Here is a 16,714-nt window from a genome sequence, read left to right as displayed (position 1 = left end):
TGCGGCGACGCCTGCGTCCTTCGAGGCCGCTGCGCGGCGCCTCAGGACGAGGGCTTCAGAATTTGGCTAAACGCTCCTCATCCGGAGGCGCGAACCATCGCGAGCCTCGTGGGACGCGGGAACTAGGCGCTGACCAGCAGCGACAGCTGCTTTTCGGCCTGGTCGTTGCGACCCTCGGCGATCTCGCGATCGGTCAGGCGGGTGGGATAGTCGCCGGTGAAGTAGTGGTCGGTGAACTGCGGACGCGCCGGGTCGCGCGGACCGGCTTCCAGCGCCTGATACAGGCCGTCGACCGACAGGAAGCCGAGCGAGTCCACTTCCAGGAATTTGGCCATCTCCTCCAGCGACTTGGTGGCCGCCAGCAGCTGTTCCCGCTCGGGCATGTCGATGCCGTAGAAGTCAGGCCACTTGATCGGCGGACTGGCCGAGCGGAGGTGTACCTCCCGGGCGCCGGCCTCGCGGACCATGCGGACGATCTTCAGCGAGGTGGTGCCGCGCACGATCGAGTCGTCGATCAGGATCACGCGCTTGCCTTCCAGCACGGCGCGGTTGGGGCTGTGCTTCATGCGCACGCCCAGTTCGCGCACGCCCTGGGTGGGCTGAATGAAGGTGCGGCCCACATAGTGGTTGCGGATGATGCCCAGGTCGAACGGCAGGCCGCTGGCCTGCGCGTAGCCGATGGCGGCGGGGACGCCGCTGTCTGGCACCGGCACCACGACGTCGGCCTCGACGCCGGTCTCCTCGGCCAGGCGCTGGCCCATGCGCTTGCGGACGTCATAGACCGAGCGGCCGTTCACGACGCTGTCGGGGCGGGCGAAGTAGACGTATTCGAACACGCAGGGGCGTGCGGCGACGTTCTGGAAGGGCCGAAGCGACTTCACGCCGGTCTCGGAGATCACCACCATCTCGCCGTGCTCGACGTCGCGTACGAAGCGGGCGCCGATCATGTCCAGGGCGCAGGTTTCGGACGCCAGGACGGGCTTGCCGTCCAGGTCGCCCAATACCAGCGGGCGGATGCCCAGCGGGTCGCGCAGGCCGATCATCTTCTTGTTGGTGATGGCCACGATCGCGTAGCCGCCCTCGATCTGGCCGACGGCGTCGATGAAGCGGTCGACGATCCGGGCTTTCCGCGACCGGGCGATCAGATGAAGGATCACTTCGCTGTCGCTGGTCGACTGGAAGATCGCGCCCTCCTGCACCAGGCGCTCGCGCAGGGTCAGGAAGTTGGTCAGGTTGCCGTTATGGGCGATGGCCACGCCGCCGGTCTCGAGATCGGCGAACATCGGCTGGACGTTTCGGATGCCGCTACCGCCGGCCGTGGAATAGCGGGTGTGGCCGATGGCCATGCCGCCGGGCAGGCGCTGGACCAGGTCGTTGCCGGTGAAGGCGTCGCCCACGTGGCCCATGTGGCGCTCGGTGTGGAAACGCTGGCCGTCGAAGGCGGCGATGCCGCAGGCCTCCTGGCCGCGATGCTGCAGGGCGTGCAGGCCCAGCGCCGTCACCGCGGCGGCGTCTCGCACGTCATAGACGCCGAAGACCCCGCATTCGAGCCGCAGGGTGTCGTCCTCCGGATCACGCCACGGCTTGGACGAGAAGCGGTCGGTCGACTGGCCGAAGGACGTCATCGCGATTTCTCCACCAGGTCGTCGAGCGAGCGACGCTGGTCCTTATCATAACCCGGATCGCCCGACTTGCGGTCGGACGGTTTGTCGCTGGCGCCGTCGTGAACGGCGTCCTCAATGGCGGGCGCCAACTTTCCGGCCAGGCCCGCGCCCTTCGGTGCGAACACCTTCAGCACGCGGCCGGCGGCGTTGGACAGCGGATACAGCGCCGACTTCGACATCCAGCTGGGCACGCGGTCGGGCGGGGTGGCCATGTGGAACACCAGGCTGAACACCCCCAGCACCACCAGGCCGCGCAGCAGGCCGAACGCCAGGCCCATCAACCGGTCCAGCGTGCCCAGCGCGCCGTCGGCGTGCAGGGTCTTGGTGATCTGGGCGCCGATCAGGCGCAACAGCACGAAGGCGATCACGAAGGTGACCAGGATCGCGGCCGCCGTGGCCGCCCAGTCGGGGTCCATCAGGCCGCGGAACAGCGGTCCGGTGACCCGCAGCGCCAGGAGCGAGAGCAGGGCGGCGACGATGAACGACAGGGCCGAGGTCAGCTCGCGCGAGGCGCCCCGGGCGAAGCCGACCAGGGCCGAGACCAGCAGGATCAGGCCGAAGATGATGTCGAACGGCGTCACGTCAGCTGGCCCCAGATCTCGTCGCCGATGCGGCGCACGGCGTCGGCCAGGCGCGCGACGCCCGCCACGGGCAGGGCTCCGCCGCCTTCGGGCAGGCCCGACAACGGTCCCAGAGCTCGACCAAAGCCGAGTTTCGCGGCCTCTTTCAAACGTGTCTCCATACGGCTCACCGGCCGCACTTCACCGGACAGGCTGACTTCGCCGAACACGACGCAGTCCTGCGGCAGGGCGATGTCGAGGGCCGAGGAGGCCAGGGCCGCCGCCGCCGCCAAGTCCGCCGCCGGCTCGGTGATCCGCAGGCCGCCAGCGACGTTCAGATAGACGTCCTTGTTGCCAAAACCAAGGCCGCAACGCGATTCCAGCACAGCCAAAACCATGGCCAGCCGGCCAGAATCCCATCCGACCACCGCGCGCCGGGGCGTTCCGTACGCGGAGGGCGCGACCAGCGCCTGAAATTCGACCAGGACGGGTCGCGAGCCCTCGATGCCCGCGAACACCGCCGCGCCGGCCGCCCGCTCACCGCCCTCGTTCAGGAACAGGGCCGAGGGGTTCTTCACCTCGCGCAGCCCCGAGTCGCCCATCTCGAACACGCCGATCTCGTCGGTGGCCCCGAACCGGTTCTTGGCCCCGCGCAGCACCCGGAACGGATAGCCGCGCTCGCCCTCGAAGCTGAGCACCGCATCGACCAGGTGCTCGACCACGCGCGGGCCGGCGATCTGGCCGTCCTTTGTGACGTGGCCGACCATCAGGATCGCCACGCCCTGCTTCTTGGCCAGGCGCACCAGCTCGCTGGCGCAGGCGCGGACCTGCGTGACCGTGCCCGGCCCGGCCTCGTGGGCGTCGCTCCACAGGGTCTGGATCGAGTCGATGACCACCAGGTCGAACTTCTCGCGCTTCAGGCCGTCGAGGATGTCGCGCAGGCTGCTCTCGGCGGCCAGCTTCACCGGGGCCTGGGCGAAACCCATGCGGTCGGCCCGGCCGCGGATCTGGGCCACGGCCTCCTCGCCGGAGATGTAGGCGCAGTGGACGCCGCTCAGCGACGCCTTGGCCATCACCTCCAGCAGCAGGGTGGACTTGCCCACGCCGGGGTCGCCGCCGATCAGGATGGCCGAACCGGGCACGACGCCGCCGCCGCAGACCCGGTCGAACTCGTCGACGCCGGTGATGATCCGGGGCGGGGCGGGGGTGTCGCTCTCCAGGCCGGTGAACTGCAGGCCGCGTACACGGGTGGCCTTGGTGCTCGACAGGGCTCCTGGCGCACGGGCCCCGACCTCCTCGACCAGGCTGTTCCAGCTCTGGCAAGCCGAGCACTGACCCGACCATTTGGTCGAGACCGCGCCGCAGGACTGGCAGGCGTAGACGGCGCCGTCGCGGGCCATGGATGCTCCTGATTCGAAGATGACGAGAGACTACAGCCTGGCGCTCCCCTGCGCCAAAGACGGACGCATCGTCCGAGCGGACGAACCCTTGTCACGGAACGATGTTCTCAACCTCCCATGGTGATGGTTATACAGGGACGACGTCGGGGGACGTTCAGGATTCGCGGAGGAGCGATCGTATGACTGTCATTGAACCCCAGGCGGGCTCGTCCGATCTCGTCGGCCGCGTGAAACGCCTGCTGCTGTCGCCTTCGGCCGAGTGGGAGCGCATCGACGCCGAGCCGGCGACGATCAAGGGGCTGTATGTCGGCTATGTCTGCATCCTGGCCGCGATCCCGCCGGTCGCCGGCCTGATCGGCGGACAGGTGTTCGGCATCGGCGGCTTCGGCTTCCACATTAGGCCGCCGCTGGTCTCGTCCGTCGTCAGCGCCGTGATCGCCTATGGCCTGAGCCTGCTGTCGGTGTTCCTGGTGGCGCTGATCATCGACGCCCTGGCCCCCAGCTTCGATGGCCAGAAGGACCGGGTCCAGGCGTTCAAGGTCGCGGCCTACAGCTACACCGCCGCCTGGGTGTTCGGAATTTTGGGGATCTTCCCGCCGCTCGTCATGATCGGCGCCCTGGCCAGCCTCTATGGCTTCTACCTGCTCTATCTCGGCCTGCCCAAGCTGATGAAGGCGCCCAGCGAAAAGGCGCTGGGCTATACGGCCGTCACCATCCTCTGCGCGATCGTGCTGTCGATCGTCATCGCGGCGATCACCGGCGCCGTGGCCGGCGCGGCGATGTTCGGCTCCGGCCTGGCGAGCCACGCCGCCAACACCGGCACCATGTCCGGCACGATGGAGGTCAACGGCGCCAAGGTCGACCTGGGCAAGCTGGACGCGGCCAGCAAGAAGATGGAGGCCGCCGCCGCCCGGATGGAAGCGGGCAAGAACGCCCCGTCCGTGCCGGCCGAGACCTTGAAGGGCCTGCTCCCCGGCGCCGTCGCGGGGTTCCAGCGCACGGGCCTTGAGACCAATTCGGGCGGGGCCGGCGGCATGTCGATGGCCGTCGCCACCGGCGACTACCAGAAGGACGGCGCCAGCTTCCGCCTGGCGGTCACCGACCTGGGCGCGATGGCCGGCATGGCCGCCTTGGCCAGCGCGGTTGACGCTCAGTCCACCAAGGAAACCCAGACCGGCTACGAGAAGTCGGGCACGGTGGATGGCCGCCTGACCACCGAGGAGTGGGACCGGGAGGCCAAGTCCGGCCGCTACAGCATCCTGGTCGGCGAGCGCTTCTCGGTCGAGGCCAACGGCAACGCCGACAGCATCGACGTGCTGAAGCAGGCCGTGGCGTCCGTGGACGCCGGGCGACTGGAAGGGCTGGCGCGCTAGCTCTAGCCGCCCTTGATCACGCGTCGCGCCCGGGGCGCGATGCGGGTCAGCAGTTCGTAGGACGTGGTGCCGGCGGCGGCGGCGGCCTCGTCGACCGGCAGGTCGGGGCCGATGATTTGCATCAGGGCGCCGGGACGGGCGGCGTCGCAGTCAGTGATGTCGACGGCGATCAGGTCCATCGACACCCGGCCCAGCATCGGCCGCCGGGCGCCGTCGAACCACACCGATCCCCGCGGATGGGCGGCGCGCGGCACGCCGTCGGCGTAGCCGGCCGCCAGAATGGCCACGCGCGTGGTGTCCTGGGCGGTGAAGGCCGCGCCGTAGCCGATGCTCTCGCCGCGCGGCACGACCCGGGCCTGGAGGATCGGCGCTTCCAGCGTCGCCACCGCCTTGATCCTCGTGTCGGGAACATCGCGCGGGCCGCCGCCGTAGAGGCTGATCCCCGGACGGCATTGGTCGAAGCGGAAGGCCTCGCCCAGGAAGATCCCGCCCGAATTGGCCAGGCTGCGACGGGCGTCCGGGAACAGGGCGGCGGCTTCGACGAAGCGCGCCCGCTGGCGCGCGTTCAGCGGATGGTCGGGCTCGCCGGCGCAGGCCAGGTGGCTGATCACCAGGGTGATGTTCAGGAACTTCAGCCGGTCCATCGCTCCCACCAGAACCGCGGCCTCCTCGGGGCGCAGGCCCAGGCGGTTCATGCCGGTGTCGATGTGCAGGGCGGCGTCCAGCACGCGGCCGCGGGCATGGCTGTTCCAGGCTTCGATCTGCGGCAGGCTGTTGAGCACCGGCGTCAGGCCGGCCGCCTCGATGGCCGGGGCCGCGCCGGGCGTGACGCCGTCCAGCAGATAGATCGTCGCCGCGCGGTCGCCCAGCGACCGGCGTAGGGCGACGCCTTCCGACAGGCGGGCGACATAGAAGCTCCGCGCGCCCTCGTCCCACAGCCGCCCGGCCACCAGGGCCGCGCCGAGGCCGTAGCCGTCGGCCTTGACGGCCGGCGCGATCTCGGCCCCGCCGGCGGCGGCCCGGAGCAGGGCGTGGTTGGACGCCAGGGCGTCCAGATCGAGGGTGAGGCGGCTGGCTTCGGTCACGGGGCAGGGCGTAGCCGAGCGCGCCGCGCAAGGCCAGTCCAGATCCTGAGGATCTTCAGCGGCGGGCCAGGAAGTCGGTCGCCAGGCTCTCGACGCCGCTGGCCAGGATCTGAACGCCGATGCACAGCAGCAGAAAGGCGACCAGCCGCGACATGACCCGGGCGCCGGAGACGCCGAGCAGGGCCATGACCCGGTCCGAAGCCCGGTAGAGGCCCCAGATCGACAGGGCCACCGCCAGCGCCGCCAGGCTGGCGCCGAGGAAGAACGGGATCACGGTGTGTCCGCCCGCCGGTCGCTGGGACGACAGGGCGATGGCCACCGCGATCGAGCCCGGCCCGGTCGTGAACGGCATGGTCAGCGGGAAGAAGGCGATGTCGTCGGTCTTACGCTCGGCGGGCGAGGCCGCGTCGCTCTTGCGGTCCTCGTGGGCCTCGGGCCCCATCAGCAGGCCCCAGGCGCGGATCGCCACCACCAGGCCGCCGGCCACCCGCAGCGCACCCAGGCTGACCCCGAAGAAGTTCAGGATGTAGCCGCCCAGCAGCAGCGACCCCAGCAGGATCAGCAGGGCGTTGACGGCGATTCGCAGGGCCAGCCGCCGCCGCTCGCGCGGGGTGCGGTCGGCCAGCACCTGGTGGAAGATCAGCGAGGCGCCGACCGGATTGACGATCGAGAACAGCGCCGGAAAGGCCAGCAGGAACGCGCCGACCACCGTGGAGGTCGGCAGGGGGGTGAAATCCATTCGCGGCCTCGTTCAGCGGGTCCTGGCACCGTGGCCGAGTCCCGCCGCCCCCGTCAAATCCCGGAGCGCTATTCGTCCGAGCCGCTGCGCATCTGGTGGAAGTAGTGGTCGCGGGCCAGGTTGCCGAAGCGGGTGGTGTCGCTGTTGAACGACAGGCGCACGGTGCCGATCGGGCCGTGACGCTGCTTGGCGATGATCACCTCGGCCAGGCCCTGCAGGCGGTCCATGTCCTCCTGCCACTGCAGGTGCTCGGGCGTGCCCTCGCGCGGCTCGGAACGGCCGACATAGTAGCTTTCGCGATAGACGAACCAGACCATGTCGGCGTCCTGCTCGATCGAGCCGGATTCGCGAAGGTCGGACAACTGCGGACGCTTGTCCTCGCGCTGCTCGACCTGGCGCGACAGCTGCGAAAGGGCGATGACCGGGCAGGCCAGCTCCTTGGCCAGGGCCTTCAAGCCCATGGTGATCTGCGAGACCTCCTGCACGCGGTTGGCGTTCGAGCCCAGGTCCGAGCCGGTGACCAGCTGCAGGTAGTCGACGACGATCAGGTCCAGGCCGACCTGGCGCTTCAGGCGACGGGCCCGGGCGGTCAGCTTGGCGATCGAAATGCCGCCGGTGGCGTCGATATAGAGCGGGGCTTCCTGCAGCTCGATGGCCGCGTCGCGCACCCGGCCGAACTCCGACGCGTCGATCTCGCCCTTGCGGAGCTTGTCGCCCGAGACGCCCGAGGCGTCGGCCAGCATACGCAGGGCCAGCTGTTCCGCGCTCATTTCCAGCGAGTAGAAGGCCACGACGCCGCCGCTGACGGTCTTCTTGGTGCCGTCCGGCTGGGGCTCCCAGGCGTACTTCTTGGCGACGTTGAAGGCGATGTTGGTCGCCAGCGCCGTCTTGCCCATCGACGGTCGGCCGGCCAGGACGATCAGGTCGGAGGGGTGCAGGCCGCCGATCTTGGTGTCCAGGTCGATCAGGTCGGTGGCCAGGCCCGACATGCCGCCGTCGCGGCTGTAGGCCTCGGCGGTCATCTCGACGGCGCCGCGCAGGGCGTCCCCGAAGCTGACGAAGCCCGAACTGGCCGTGCCGCTTTCGGCCAGGGTGTAGAGCTGCTGTTCGGCCGCCTCGATCTGGTCACGGGCCGGCAGCTTGACGTCGTCCTTGCCGACGCCGCCGTGGGCGGTGGAGGCGATCTCGCCGCCAATGCGGATCAGGTCGCGGCGCAGGGCCAGGTCGAACACCGCACGCGCATAGTCGCCGACATTGGCGGCCGGCGGGGCGCGGTCGACCAGGTCGGCCAGGTAGCGCAGGCCGCCCAGCTCCTCGAACGCCGGGTCGTGCTTGAACTCATCGGCCAGCAGGATCGGCTCGGCCAGCTGGCCCTTGCGGATGTGGGTCTCGATCGAGCCGAACAGCCGTTGGTGGAAGGGCTCGTAGAAGTGGCGGCCCTGCAGGCTGTCGGTCAGGCGTTCGTAGGCGGCGTTATCGTACAGCAGCACGCCCAGCAGCGCTTGCTCGGCTTCCAGGTTGTGCGGTGCGACGGCGACGACGATGTCGCCCATCGGCGAGGGTGGGCGAAGGTCTAGAGCAGGGACGAGGGACATTGCCACAGGTTAACGCGGAGCCGGATTTTTCGCGCGGACGCAGCGGGGCGTCGGCGAAGATGAACGGGGATATTCTGTGTATGTTCTGACAGCCCCCTCCGACAGATCCGGACGCATGAAAACGGCGCGGGAATCGCTTCCCGCGCCGCTTCGATTCAGTTTCGAAGACGCTCTACCAGTTGTAGCTGACCCGGGCGTACAGGAACCGGCCGTTGAAGCCGAACGGCGAGTAGCTGGGGAAGCCGATCGAGCCGCTGGGGCTGTTGATCAGGGCCGGGGTTTCGCGCGGGTACTGGTCGAACAGGTTGTTGACGCCCAGGGCCAGGCCCGCCGGGCCCAGCTTGTAGCGGCCTTCCAGGTCGACGATCGTGCGATGGCCCGTCTCGTAGTCCAGCGTCGGGTTGTTGTTGGGGACCAGGACGCTGTCATAATAGGTCGCCTTGGCCGTGACGCCGAAATCGCCCAGGCTCCAGTCGGTGTTGAACACGAACTTCTGGTTCGGAGTGCCTTCCTCGTAGGTCAGGACGTTGCCGCGGTCGAACAGGAAGGGCGGCTGGCTGACATTGGTGATGGTCGGCAGGCTGGGCGTCTTTCGCACGTCGGTGCCGTTGAAGTTGGCGGCCACGGTGAAATCGTAGCGGCCGGCCGTCTCGGTCTCCAGCTTGTAGCGACCGACGATGTCGACGCCCCGGGTCCGGGTCTCCACCCCGTTGAGGAAGAACCGTGCGGCGCTGACGCCATAGCTGGATAGCAAGTCGGTGATCACCGTCGCGGTCGCCGCCGGGGTCGACGGGTTGGGCAGGTTCTCCGACAGCACGATCCGATCGTCGATGTCGATCTGGTAGGCGTCGATGGTCAGTTCGAACGGACCGGTATGGAAGACGATGCCGGCCGAATAGTTCATCGACTCCTCGGCCTTCAGCGGCTTGGCGCCCAGGGCCACGGCGATCGGGCTGTCGACCGTGAAGGTGCCCGACTCCACCAGGATTGAGCCCGTCGGGGTCGCGACGTTGTTGGTGGCGGTATAGCTGAAGTACTGCTGCTGCAGGGCAGGGGCCTTGACGCCGCTGGAGATCGCCGCTCGCACGGCCAGCGCGTCGTCGACGTCGAAGCGGGCCGCCAGCTTGCCGGTGACCTTCGAGCCGAAGTCCGAATAGTCCTCGTAGCGCGCGGCGGCGTCGAACGACAGGCGCTGCGTCAGCTTGCCTTCCAGATCGACATAGGCGCTGACGTTGTGCCGGGTCTTGTCGACCTCGTTGGAGGGGCGGAAGCCGCCGAAGCCCTGTGAGACGGGCGCGCCGGGCAGCGGCCCCTTGCTGTAGGAGGCCGGCTCGCCCTGGTGGACCGAGAAACCTTCCTCGCGATATTCCAGGCCGAAGCCCAGGTTGGTCGGCTCGATCAGGCCCAGGTCGAAGCCCTTGCTCATGTTCAGATTGACCAGGAACTGGTCGTAGTCGAGCCCGCCCGCCTTGAAGGTGCGAGGCGAGGTCGCGCCATAGGTCGAGTTGATGGTGTTCTTGATCGTGTATTCCAGCTTGTTCTTGCCGTAGCTGACGCCCAGGTCGGTGGCGAAGCCGCCCAGCTCGCCCTTGATCCCGCCAGCGATGTTGTAGTCGTCGATCTCGGTGGCGATGATCGGCAGGAAGCCGCCCGGATAGACCGCCGGAACGTTGTTGGAATTGTTGTAGGTCCGCGCCGTGGCGGCGGATTCGGTGTCGCGATGCTGGTAGCCGCCGTAGCCGTACAGCGACCAGGTCTCGTTCACCGGCAGGCCGGCGTTAAGGTAGACGGCGCTGCTCTCCAGCTTGGGATCGCCGTAGCGGCCCAGCACGACCGGGCGGGCGTAGTCGGGGGCCGAGGCCAGGTTGACATAGTCCGATCGGTTGGTGGGGTGGCGGGTCACATATTCGCCCATCACCGTCAGGAAGCCGTCCTTGCCCAGGGGCAGGCCCTGCCACAGGGAGAGCGACTGGGTCAGGCCGTCGTGAGCCTTGCGGCTGCCGCGAGCGGTGTCGACGTCGGTGTCGTAGATCCCGTAGTTGTAGGTCGCGCCGCCGCCGGTGCGAGCCTCGCGCAGGCGCAGGTTGATGACCCCGGCGATGGCGTCGGCGCCGTACTGGGCCGAGGCGCCGTCGCGCAGCACTTCCACCCGTTCCACGGCGACCGTCGGGATCGAGTTGAGGTCGAAGGCGGTCGAGCCCCGGCCGATCGAGCCGTTGATGTTCACCAGGGCGCCGATGTGGCCGCGCATGCCGTTGATCAGCACCAGGGTCTGGTCGGGAGCCAGACCCCGCAGGGTGGCCGGACGCACGTGGTCGGTGCCGTCGGTGATGGCCGGCCGCGGGAAGTCGATGGCCGGGGTCAGGTTGGACAGCGCCTGGGCCAGTTCGGCGCCGCTGCCCTGGCGGGCCAGGGCCTGGCCGCCGATCACGTCGACCGGCGCGATGGTGTCCAGCCGCGTGCGGCCGGGCGTGCGGGTCCCAGTGACGACCAGTTCCTCGACCTCGGTGGCCGCGGCGGGCTCCTGGGTTTGGGCGGCGGCGAAGGTCGGAAGCTGCAGGAGCGCTCCGGCCGAGACGGCGGCCAGCAGAAGGTTACGACTGCGCATGTGGTTTATTCCCCTACGTTTTGCGCGCAGCGTTTTCGCTTTGCGCGCGAGTTACTCCCGCAGGAAAGCCCCCATTCGCGCCCGCCGTAAACGAGTTATTTTCTGGGACGGGCCAAAGAAAAACGGCGCGGATTGCTCCGCGCCGTTGCCGATAGTTCAAGCTACTGAAGCGTTTAGGCCTCGTAGTGGTCGCCTTCGAACGAGCCGGCGCCGCCTTCCGCCATGTCTTGGGCGGCTTCGGCGTCAGCGGCGCGGTCTTCCTCGAACTGAGCGGCGATGACGTTTTCGCCGCGCGCTTGGCGGTCGGCTTCGTCCTGGCTGCGCGCGATGTTGAGCGTGACCGTGACGGTCACTTCCGCGTGCAGCTTCACCTTTACTTCGTGGACGCCCAGCGTCTTGATCGGCTTGTCGAGCACGATCATCGAGCGATCGACCTTGCCGCCTTCGGCCTTGATGGCGTCGGCGACGTCGCGACCCGCGACCGAACCGTACAGCTGGCCGCTTTCGCCGGCTTGACGGATCATCACGTACTGCTTGCCGTCGAGGCCTTCACCGGCCTTGCCGGCGTTCTCGCGGTTCTTGACGTTGCGAGCTTCGATCTCAGCGCGCTGAGCTTCGAAGGTCTTCAGGTTGGCCGAGTTGGCGCGCAGGGCCTTGGAGCGCGGCAGCAGGAAGTTACGGGCGAAGCCGTCCTTCACGGTGACCACGTCGCCGAGGACGCCGGTGCCTTCGACGCGTTCGAGCAGAATGACTTTCATCGTGGTGTCTCCCTTACTTCACGACGTAGGGGAGCAGAGCCAGGAAGCGGGCGCGCTTGATGGCCTTGGCCAGTTCGCGTTGCTTCTTGGCCGACACCGCGGTGATGCGCGACGGCACGATCTTGCCGCGTTCGGAGACGTAGCGCTGCAGCAGCTTCACGTCCTTGTAGTCGATCTTCGGCGCGTTGGCGCCCGAGAACGGGCAGACCTTGCGGCGACGGAAGAACGGGCGGCGGGCGCCGCCAGCGCCGGCGGCGGGAGCGCCGGCTTCGGGAGCAGTGGTATCGGTCATGATCTCTCTTCTCCCTTACGCGGCCGGCGCGAAATCGTCGCGCGGGCGCTCGCTGCGCTCGCCACGTTCGCGGTCGCGACGGGCCAGAACCGGCGACAGTTCCAGGTCCAGCTCTTCGACGCGGATGGTCATGAAGCGCAGCACGTCTTCATTGATCAGCAGCTGACGTTCCATCTCCTTCACGGCCGCGGCCGGAGCGTCGATGGCGAGCAGGGAGTAGTGGCCCTTGCGGTTCTTCTTGATGCGGTAGGTGAGATTGCGCAGGCCCCAGTATTCGATCTTGGCGATATGACCGCCATTTTCTTCCAGGAGAGCCTTGAGTTGCTCGTTCAGAGCTTCGGCCTGTTGCGGCGAGATGTCCTGCCGCGCGATGACCACGTGTTCGTAGAACGCCATGTTTTCCTTCTTCCGGCTTGGAAGGCGGCGCGGGCGACGGCGGAAGTCCGTCGACCACGATGGATCCTGCATGCCGAGCGGGAAATCCCGACCCATAGGGTTGCGTGCAAGACCGCCATCCGTGAGAGGGCGCGCTAATACAGGAAAGGGCCCGCCAGCACAAGTCGCGGCGCGGGCTTGCATCCTCAGGTGGTTCCGGGCGAAGTTGAGGCCTGACTGTCAGGGGCCGCCATCATGAAGCGTCTAACCATTCTCGCCGTCGCCGCGGCCCTTTGCCTGGGGGGCGGCGCGGCCCAGGCCCGGCAGGCCTCGCCGCCGGCGGCGGCGGTCGCTTCCAAGGCCACGCCCGAGACGCGGGCCCTGGCGGCGCGCTATTTCGAGGCGATCCACTACGACAAGCTGCTGAGCCAGATGATGGACCAGATGGTCCCGATGATGATGGAGTCGATGCGCAAGCAGGCGCCGTCGATGACCGACGAGCAGAGCCGCGCGCTCAGCGAGACCGTTCTCGAGACCACGCGCGAGATGACCAGCAAGATGAAGGCGCCGATGGTCGACGCCATGGCCGAGGTCTTCACCGAGCAGGAGCTGCGCGATCTCGTGGCCTTCTACGAAGGACCTTCGGGCCAGGCCCTGATCGCCAAGACGCCCGAGCTCACCCAGAGGATGATGGGCCAGATGCCGGGCATGATGGCCGAGATGCAGGTCAAGATGCGCGAGAGGCTGTGCGCCAAGATCGGCTGCGACAAGGCCGCCGCGCCATCCAAGCCCTGACGCCGCCTGGAAAACGGGCGGACGAACAACTGTCATACAAATTTGACCGTGCAAGGCTTCAGCCTTTCGCCGCCCTGTGCTATCGGGCGGTCATGGGGTGCAGGACGACCTTCCTGATCGCGGCCTTGCTGACGGTCGCCGCCGCGCCGGCGACGGCGGGCGACATCGTGCGCAAGCCGGACCTGGCGGTCTGGGGCGCCGACGGTCATTTCCAGGGCTATTCGGCCGCCCAGACCCTGGACCTGTCGACCGACGCCGAGAAGGCGACCTTCACCGCCAAGGTGGCCGGCGGGCTCAATGACCCGACCTACAACTTCGACCTCAACCTGAACCAGAAGCCGGACGAACACGCCGCTCCCAATCGTACGATGGGGGTCGGCGCATCCTGGAACGCCCGTGAGGCTGCGATTCGCTCGTCCCTGGCCCGCTCGTTCGGCTTCGGCCTGCTGCCCAAGGCCAACTACGTGCGGCTGTCGATGGACATGAACGCCAGCCAGCCGGTCTATCTGCGCGGCCGCACGCCGGTCACCCGCGCCAACGTACGGTCCGAGCTGACCCTGGACGGCCGCCCGGTCGCCTCGATCGCCGTGGGCGGCGGCACCCAGGGCGACGAGGGCGTCGATTTCAGCCTGACCCGGCCGTTCGACATCCCCGCCGAGTTCACCGTCAGCCTGCGGGCCGCCGACGAGCGGGTCCAGGACGGCCGGCTGATGGTCAAGCTGGTTCGCACCACCTGGTAGGCCTTCAGGCGGCGTCGGCCGCCGGCCCCGCGACCGCTCGCCCGGGACGCCGCACGGCCTGGGCGAACCGTTCCAGATAGCGGGGGTTCTCGGTGCCCATCATCCGGTCCCACCAGGTGAAATAGAGCCCGTAGTTCCATCCCGCCTGGGCGTGATGCAAGTCGTGGTGCGTGACGGTCGTCAGCCAGGGCAGCAGCGGGCGGCCGTCGCGCGTGGCCGGAAACAGCTCGTAGCCGCTGTGGCCCAGGGTGTTGCGGACGATCTGGTGCAGCATGAACAGGCCCGCGACCGGCCACTGGGTGGGCACGATCAGCATCCATAGCGGCACGAACAGCGCGTTGATCGCCGCCTCGCCCAGGTCGAAGCTGTAGGCGGTGAACGGCGAAGGGCTGTTGGACCGGTGATGGCGGCGGTGAAAGGTCCGGAACAGCCGCCGGTCGTGGATCAGCCGGTGCGTCCAATAGAACCAGGCGTCGTGGGCGACGATCATCAGGACCAGGCTGGTCCAGAACCACACCGGCCCCAGTTCGCGGGCGATGTGGGGGCCGGGCATCAGGCCGGCGCGGAACAGGCCGAAATTCAACAGGCCGATGGTCGAGAAGATCATGATCGAGCGGATCGAGGTGGCGAACTCGATCAGCAGCTGGCGAGCGGGTGGGCGCCCCTCGCGGATCTTCCGGCCGGCCAGGGGCGCGGCCAGGACGATCCAGAGCGCCAGCCACACGCCGACGGCGAAGATCACGTAGCGACTCACGTCCGTGAAGGCGGCGCTCAGCCAGCTTTCGGCGAAGGGGAGAAGAGAAGACAGCATGGCGTTTCCTCGGAAGGGGGGCGTCCCGAGGAAGGCGCGGCGGCGGCCGTGTCGTCGCGCCGATCGCGAAATCAGACCGACTTGTCGGCTTTCGACGCGGGATCGGCGGTTTCGACCAGTCGCAGGCGGGCCGACACGGAGGTCGGAGCAGGCGTCCTGGTCGCGCGCCATTCCGAGGGGGTGACCCCGGTCGCGGCGCGAAAGGCGCGGTTGAAGGGCCCGAGGGACGCGAAGCCCAGGTCGTAGGCGATGGTCGAGATCGACTTCAGGGCCAGGTCGGGGGCGGCCAGGGCGCTCTTGGCCGCCTCGATCCGGCGGCTGTTGACGTAGTCGGCGAAGTTGCGATGGCCCAGCACGCCGTTGATCAGCCGACGCAGGCGGTGCTCGGGCGCGCCGACCAGAGCCGCCAGGGCGGTGATCGACAGGTCTTCGCCGCGCCAGACTTCCTCTACATCCATCGCGGTCTCCAGCCGGGCCAGCACCAGACGGTCGGCCGGGCCGAGATCCAGGGCCTGGCCGCCGGCGAGCGGCGCGATCCGGCCGCTGGTCGATCCGGCTTCGACCAGAAGGGGCTCGGGCCGCAGCAGGATGACCGCGCCGGCGACGGCCAGCGTCGCCAGCACCAGGGCCTGGGGCAATCCCCAGGCGTGGAACCAAGGCAGGCCGGTGACCCAGGCCACGTCCTGGGCGCTGAGCAGCAGGATATAGCCGGCCGCCGCGATCATCACCGGGCCGCGCAGCCGTCGGCGCTCATTGACCAGGTCGCCGCGCCAGCCCCGCCAGATGACCAGCAGCGCGTGCAGCACCAGACCCACCGAGGCCAGGTTGAACAACAGCCAGAACGGCTTGCAGATCGCTTCGGGCAAGGCGCGGGCGAGGCCCCACAGGGCCACCAGCCCGACAGCCGGCCACAACCGGTGCGGCGAGAAACGCTGCTCGTCGGCGAACAGGGCGTAGGCCAGGGGCCAGAACAGGCCGATGGTCGCCACCGACGCGGCCCAGATCAACGGGTCGGGATGGCCTGTCCGGCCGGGCTGGCAGCTGTCGATGACATGGGCGACGGCGCACAGGAAGAACAAGCCGCCGACCCAGCGCAGGGGCGTGGGCCGTCGGTCCAGCGCAAGCGCCAGGCCAGTGACGCCGAAGCCGCCGACGGCGACGCCACGGACCAAGGTTTGAAGAAAGACGAGGTCGGCCATGGCTCCGATCCTAGTCGAAACACGGGCGAACCGATCCGGTTCGCCCACGCCGTTTTCGAAGGAGGTTGGTCGAAATCTACTTCTTCCGGCCCTTGTAGGCCTTCACCGCCTCCATCGTCTGGGTGACGTGGCCCTGGAAGTTCAGGTCGCTGTAGGCCAGCAGGATCTTGCCGCCCGGCGCGATCACATAGGAGGTGCGGTTGGACAGGTTGTCCTTCATCGGCAGCACCACGTCGTAGGTCTTGATCAGGTCGGCGTTCGCGGCGGCCACCGCGAACTTGTCGCGGCAGTGCTCCTTGGAGAAGTCCTTGATGCGGTCGACATTGCCGCCCGTGACCCCGATCACCGTCGCGCCCAGTTTCTCGAACTGCGGGGTGGCCTCGGCGAACTCGTGGGCTTCGGCCGTACAGCCCGAGGTGTAGGCGGCCGGGAAGAAGTACAGCACCACCGGACCTTTCTTCAGCGCCTTGGACAGGGTGAAGCTGAAGTCCTTGCCGGCCAGGGCGGCGGGGGCGGTGAAGTCGGGCGCCTTGTCACCGACCTTGAGGGCGGCCAGGGCGGGGGAGGAGGCCACGAGGGCGGCGCAGAGGGCGAGACCGGTGAGCAGGCGTTGCATGGGTGGACTCCAGGGGAAGGCGGCGACGCAGCCAGCTGCGTCATGATTTCAATAACGCCATTCTTCCGGCTTCCAAACGTCTACCTGGGCCCTTAAGTCGGAAA

The 16,714-nt window shown here is 68.4% G+C and carries 16 protein-coding genes; 3 read left to right on the top strand and 13 right to left on the bottom strand.

The window, feature by feature from the left end; all coding sequences use genetic code 11:
* Positions 1–122: 122 nt before the first annotated feature.
* From purF to radA, 3 genes are read right to left on the bottom strand one after another with little or no spacing between them, the layout of a single operon-like run.
* Positions 123–1,625 (bottom strand): amidophosphoribosyltransferase, encoded by a 1,503-nt coding sequence (gene purF, locus ASD47_RS02505; protein ID WP_056751084.1) that lies wholly within the window; start codon positions 1,623–1,625, stop codon positions 123–125.
* Positions 1,622–2,245, bottom strand: a complete 624-nt coding sequence (locus tag ASD47_RS02500; protein ID WP_056751081.1) for a CvpA family protein — start codon at positions 2,243–2,245, stop codon at positions 1,622–1,624. Before ASD47_RS02500 ends, purF begins: the two co-directional genes overlap by 4 nt.
* Positions 2,242–3,624 carry a DNA repair protein RadA gene (gene radA / locus ASD47_RS02495; RefSeq protein WP_056751076.1) on the bottom strand — a complete coding sequence of 461 codons (1,383 nt, stop codon included), beginning with the start codon at positions 3,622–3,624 and terminating at the stop codon, positions 2,242–2,244. Before radA ends, ASD47_RS02500 begins: the two co-directional genes overlap by 4 nt.
* Positions 3,625–3,803: 179 nt before the next feature.
* On the opposite strand from radA, the gene ASD47_RS02490 reads away from it, so the two are divergent.
* On the top strand, positions 3,804–4,997 hold the full coding sequence (locus ASD47_RS02490; RefSeq protein ID WP_056751073.1) for a Yip1 family protein: 1,194 nt from the start codon (positions 3,804–3,806) through the stop codon (positions 4,995–4,997).
* 2 nt (positions 4,998–4,999) lie between these two features.
* Here ASD47_RS02490 and alr read toward each other — a convergent pair whose 3' ends face one another.
* The 7 genes from alr to rpsF all read right to left on the bottom strand — a co-directional run bounded on the left by alr (position 5,000) and on the right by rpsF (position 12,470).
* Entirely contained in the window at positions 5,000–6,082 is a 1,083-nt protein-coding gene (gene alr / locus ASD47_RS02485; RefSeq protein ID WP_056751070.1) for an alanine racemase, read from the bottom strand.
* 55 nt (positions 6,083–6,137) lie between these two features.
* A complete protein-coding gene (locus ASD47_RS02480) occupies positions 6,138–6,821 on the bottom strand; it encodes a MarC family protein (protein ID WP_056751067.1) in 684 nt (227 codons plus the stop codon).
* 68 nt (positions 6,822–6,889) lie between these two features.
* On the bottom strand, positions 6,890–8,422 hold the full coding sequence (locus tag ASD47_RS02475; RefSeq protein ID WP_082564412.1) for a replicative DNA helicase: 1,533 nt from the start codon (positions 8,420–8,422) through the stop codon (positions 6,890–6,892).
* Positions 8,423–8,588: 166 nt separating this feature from the next.
* The gene (locus ASD47_RS02470) at positions 8,589–11,024 is read right to left on the bottom strand and encodes a TonB-dependent siderophore receptor (RefSeq protein WP_056751062.1); all 2,436 of its coding nucleotides are present in this window, start codon (positions 11,022–11,024) and stop codon (positions 8,589–8,591) included.
* 173 nt (positions 11,025–11,197) lie between these two features.
* Positions 11,198–11,782, bottom strand: coding sequence for a 50S ribosomal protein L9 (gene rplI / locus ASD47_RS02465; protein WP_035077031.1), 585 nt, complete (start codon positions 11,780–11,782; stop codon positions 11,198–11,200).
* A 13-nt stretch (positions 11,783–11,795) separates the two neighbouring features.
* Positions 11,796–12,074, bottom strand: coding sequence for a 30S ribosomal protein S18 (gene rpsR / locus ASD47_RS02460; protein ID WP_019848089.1), 279 nt, complete (start codon positions 12,072–12,074; stop codon positions 11,796–11,798).
* A gap of 15 nt (positions 12,075–12,089) precedes the next feature.
* A complete protein-coding gene (rpsF, locus tag ASD47_RS02455; protein ID WP_012286543.1) occupies positions 12,090–12,470 on the bottom strand; it encodes a 30S ribosomal protein S6 in 381 nt (126 codons plus the stop codon).
* A gap of 234 nt (positions 12,471–12,704) precedes the next feature.
* Between rpsF and ASD47_RS02450 the strand changes: the two genes are divergently transcribed.
* Both ASD47_RS02450 and ASD47_RS02445 read left to right on the top strand, forming a co-directional pair.
* Positions 12,705–13,244: a DUF2059 domain-containing protein gene (locus ASD47_RS02450; RefSeq protein WP_056751059.1), complete on the top strand. Its 540-nt coding sequence runs from the start codon at positions 12,705–12,707 to the stop codon at positions 13,242–13,244.
* Between the two features lie 92 nt (positions 13,245–13,336).
* Positions 13,337–13,984 (top strand): hypothetical protein, encoded by a 648-nt coding sequence (locus tag ASD47_RS02445; RefSeq protein ID WP_056751056.1) that lies wholly within the window; start codon positions 13,337–13,339, stop codon positions 13,982–13,984.
* A gap of 4 nt (positions 13,985–13,988) precedes the next feature.
* Here the strand turns inward: ASD47_RS02445 and ASD47_RS02440 are convergent, their stop codons facing one another.
* From ASD47_RS02440 to ASD47_RS02430, 3 genes are all read right to left on the bottom strand, one after another.
* A complete protein-coding gene (locus ASD47_RS02440; protein WP_056751054.1) occupies positions 13,989–14,795 on the bottom strand; it encodes a sterol desaturase family protein in 807 nt (268 codons plus the stop codon).
* A gap of 71 nt (positions 14,796–14,866) precedes the next feature.
* Positions 14,867–15,994: an AraC family transcriptional regulator gene (locus ASD47_RS02435; RefSeq protein ID WP_056751053.1), complete on the bottom strand. Its 1,128-nt coding sequence runs from the start codon at positions 15,992–15,994 to the stop codon at positions 14,867–14,869.
* Positions 15,995–16,070: 76 nt separating this feature from the next.
* Complete coding sequence (locus tag ASD47_RS02430) at positions 16,071–16,610, bottom strand: peroxiredoxin (RefSeq protein WP_056751050.1); 540 nt, start codon at positions 16,608–16,610, stop codon at positions 16,071–16,073.
* Between the last annotated feature and the right edge of the window lie 104 nt (positions 16,611–16,714).

It is taken from the genome of Caulobacter sp. Root1472, assembly GCF_001426985.1.
Classification (GTDB): domain Bacteria; phylum Pseudomonadota; class Alphaproteobacteria; order Caulobacterales; family Caulobacteraceae; genus Caulobacter; species Caulobacter rhizosphaerae.
The sequence above is the reverse complement of the archived record's forward strand: the minus strand, read 5'-3'. Positions and strand labels throughout refer to the sequence as shown.

Excerpts from the sequence above, each read along its gene's own strand:
- purF (WP_056751084.1), bottom strand. The coding sequence starts at position 1,625 with ATGACGTCCTTCGGCCAGTCGACCGACCGCTTCTCGTCCAAGCCGTGG.
- radA (WP_056751076.1), bottom strand. The coding sequence starts at position 3,624 with ATGGCCCGCGACGGCGCCGTCTACGCCTGCCAGTCCTGCGGCGCGGTC.
- ASD47_RS02490 (WP_056751073.1), top strand. The coding sequence starts at position 3,804 with ATGACTGTCATTGAACCCCAGGCGGGCTCGTCCGATCTCGTCGGCCGC.
- ASD47_RS02480 (WP_056751067.1), bottom strand. The coding sequence starts at position 6,821 with ATGGATTTCACCCCCCTGCCGACCTCCACGGTGGTCGGCGCGTTCCTG.
- ASD47_RS02470 (WP_056751062.1), bottom strand. The coding sequence starts at position 11,024 with ATGCGCAGTCGTAACCTTCTGCTGGCCGCCGTCTCGGCCGGAGCGCTC.
- rplI (WP_035077031.1), bottom strand. The coding sequence starts at position 11,782 with ATGAAAGTCATTCTGCTCGAACGCGTCGAAGGCACCGGCGTCCTCGGC.
- rpsR (WP_019848089.1), bottom strand. The coding sequence starts at position 12,074 with ATGACCGATACCACTGCTCCCGAAGCCGGCGCTCCCGCCGCCGGCGCT.
- rpsF (WP_012286543.1), bottom strand. The coding sequence starts at position 12,470 with ATGGCGTTCTACGAACACGTGGTCATCGCGCGGCAGGACATCTCGCCG.
- ASD47_RS02450 (WP_056751059.1), top strand. The coding sequence starts at position 12,705 with ATGAAGCGTCTAACCATTCTCGCCGTCGCCGCGGCCCTTTGCCTGGGG.
- ASD47_RS02445 (WP_056751056.1), top strand. The coding sequence starts at position 13,337 with ATGGGGTGCAGGACGACCTTCCTGATCGCGGCCTTGCTGACGGTCGCC.
- ASD47_RS02440 (WP_056751054.1), bottom strand. The coding sequence starts at position 14,795 with ATGCTGTCTTCTCTTCTCCCCTTCGCCGAAAGCTGGCTGAGCGCCGCC.
- ASD47_RS02435 (WP_056751053.1), bottom strand. The coding sequence starts at position 15,994 with ATGGCCGACCTCGTCTTTCTTCAAACCTTGGTCCGTGGCGTCGCCGTC.
- ASD47_RS02430 (WP_056751050.1), bottom strand. The coding sequence starts at position 16,610 with ATGCAACGCCTGCTCACCGGTCTCGCCCTCTGCGCCGCCCTCGTGGCC.